This window comes from Massilia phosphatilytica, assembly GCF_977014125.1.
The window spans coordinates 1-2,274 of the sequence record NZ_CDRNIL010000105.1 but is presented as its reverse complement, the minus strand read 5'-3'; the positions used below and the strand labels follow the sequence as shown (position 1 = coordinate 2,274).

Annotated in this window: 2 protein-coding genes and 1 pseudogene; 1 reads left to right on the top strand and 2 read right to left on the bottom strand. The window is 69.1% G+C overall.

Annotated elements, in window-relative coordinates; translation table 11 throughout:
• Positions 1-270, top strand: a 270-nt coding sequence (locus ACWNCF_RS03580) for a winged helix-turn-helix domain-containing protein (RefSeq protein ID WP_449406046.1), incomplete at its 5' end; no start/stop codon positions are given.
• Between the two features lies 1 nt (position 271).
• Here ACWNCF_RS03580 and ACWNCF_RS03575 read toward each other — a convergent pair.
• Positions 272-1,300 carry a diguanylate cyclase domain-containing protein gene (locus ACWNCF_RS03575; RefSeq protein WP_449406045.1) on the bottom strand — a complete coding sequence of 343 codons (1,029 nt, stop codon included), beginning with the start codon at positions 1,298-1,300 and terminating at the stop codon, positions 272-274.
• A gap of 418 nt (positions 1,301-1,718) precedes the next feature.
• Positions 1,719-2,117, bottom strand: a pseudogene (locus tag ACWNCF_RS03570) (GAF domain-containing protein); the annotation flags it as partial.
• Between the last annotated feature and the right edge of the window lie 157 nt (positions 2,118-2,274).

Sequence of the window (2,274 nt, the reverse complement as noted above, 5' to 3'; positions counted from 1 at the left end):
TGTAACTGGTTCCAGTTACGTGTATTGCTAAGGTTAAAACAGGAGGAGTTGGTTCGGATGATCCAGCACCTGGTACTCGTCGCCAACGCCGGCAAGGTCATCGACCACGCCCAGCTGTTGCGCAACGTGTGGGGGCCGAACCAGGCGGACCATGCCCACTATCTGCGGATCTACATGGGACATCTGCGTCACAAGCTGGAAGACAATCCGGCCCAGCCCCGGTACATGATCACCGAAACCGGCGTCGGCTACCGGTTCCAGCTGCCCTGATTCAGGCGCCGGCAATCAACACGGACGCCGTATCGCGTCCCGCATGCTTGGACCGGTACAGGGCCTCGTCCGCCACCAGGGCGAGCGCGGCCTGCTCCGGATGCGCGCTCCAGGCGATGCCGATGCTGCTCGTGACCTGCACGGTGCGGCCGTCGAGTTCGAACGGCGGGCGGATCGCGTCCTGCAGCTTGGCCGCGATCCGTTCGCATTCCAGCGGCGACCCCACCTGCTCCAGCAGGACCACGAATTCGTCGCCGGCCAGGCGCGCCACGGTGTCCGTGCTGCGCACGCTGGCGGCCAGGCGGCGCGCGAGTTCGCGCAGCACGGCGTCGCCGGTCGCGTGGCCGAGGCTATCGTTGATCTGCTTGAAGTGATCGACGTCGAGGTAGGCCAGCGCCAGCGGCGTGGCGCCGCGGCGCGCGCGCGCGATGGCCTGCCCGAAGCGTTCCTCGTAGCTGCGCCGGTTCGGCAGGCCGGTCAGGTGGTCGGAATGCGCGAGCGCGTGCAGCTGGCGCTCGTACTCGCGCGCCGAGGTGGCGTCGGTCGACAGCACGTAGATGCCTTGCACGATGCCGTCGCGCACGTGCGGCAGGTAGGTCGAGCTGACCACGCGGGTGCGGCCGCGGCGCACTTCCTCGATCTCCAGGTGCGACGCGTGGCCGCCCAGGCAGCGTTCGAGCGCTTGGCGGCGCGGCGCGTAGAACGCCTCGCCCATCGATTCCAGCACGGTCCTGCCGATCATGTCCTGGCTCTTCACGCCCAGCCATTCGCGATAGCGCTCGTTGGCGAAGCGGTAGCGCATGTCCGTGTCGACATAGGCGATCAGCGCGGGCACGTTGTCGGCGATGGTGCGCAGCCATTCGCCGCTCTCGGCCAGGCGCGCGCGCGACGCGTCCAGTTCCGTCACGTCCTTCATGGCGACGACGGCGCCCAGCGGCTCGCCGCCCGCGCCGTGCAGCGCGCGCCCGCTCGCCAGCAGGCGGCGCGGCGCGGCGCCCAGCACGCGGATCGTCATGCCTGCGTCCTGCACGCACTCGCCGCGCAGCGCGCGCACGAAGCGGCACCTGTTCCGGGCCCAGGGGCGTGCGGCCGTCCTCGCCGTACAAGTCGTAGTGCGCGGCCAGGTCGGCCAGCGCCAGGCCATGTTCCGCGTCGAAGCCGTGGAAGCCGCGCGCCGCGCGGTTGAACAGCGTCAGGTGGCCGTCGGCGTCGCACGCGACCACGCCCACGTCCACCGTCTCGAGCACGGCATCCAGCAATTCCTGCTTCTGCCGCAAGACGCGCTCGGCGGTCACGCGCAGGCGCATCGCCAGCTCGAGGGCGGCGTTCTTGTCGTGCAGTTCGCGGGTGCGCGCGGCCACCAGCGCGTCGCGGTTCAGCTCATCCTGCGCCAGGCGCGCCAGGTCGCCCAGCAGGCGCCGGTCGGCGTCGCCGAACGCGCGCGGCGCCGTATCGATGATGCACAGCGTGCCGAGCGGCTGCCCGTCGACGCTGTGCAGCGGCTGGCCGGCATAGAAACGGATGCGCGGCCCGCCCGTCACGTGCGGGTGGCCGGCGAAGCGCTCGTCGAGCAGCGTGTCGGGCACGACGAGCAGGTCGTCCAGGGCGATCGTGTGGCTGCACAGGGCGAGCGAACGCGGCATCTCGCCGGCGTCCAGCCCCACGCGCGACTTGAACCACTGGCGCTCGCGGTCGAGGAGCGACACGAGCGCGATGGGCACGCGGAACGCGGCCACGGCGAGGCGGGTGACGCGGTCGAACCGGTCTTCCTGGGGCGTATCGAGCACCCCCAGCGCATGCAAGGCACTGATGCGCGCTTCTTCCGCAAGATCTTGTTGACTGAGCATGAGCACCCTTGCCTGGACGGCGAAGAACAACCGGCGACACCGGCGCCGCGACAAGCAGATTCGTCAAAGCGCACAGTTCCCGCAGCAGATTCTATCGGATTATCACCAGGTGCTGGATCATCCAACTAACTCCTCCGTTTTAACCTTAGCAATACGT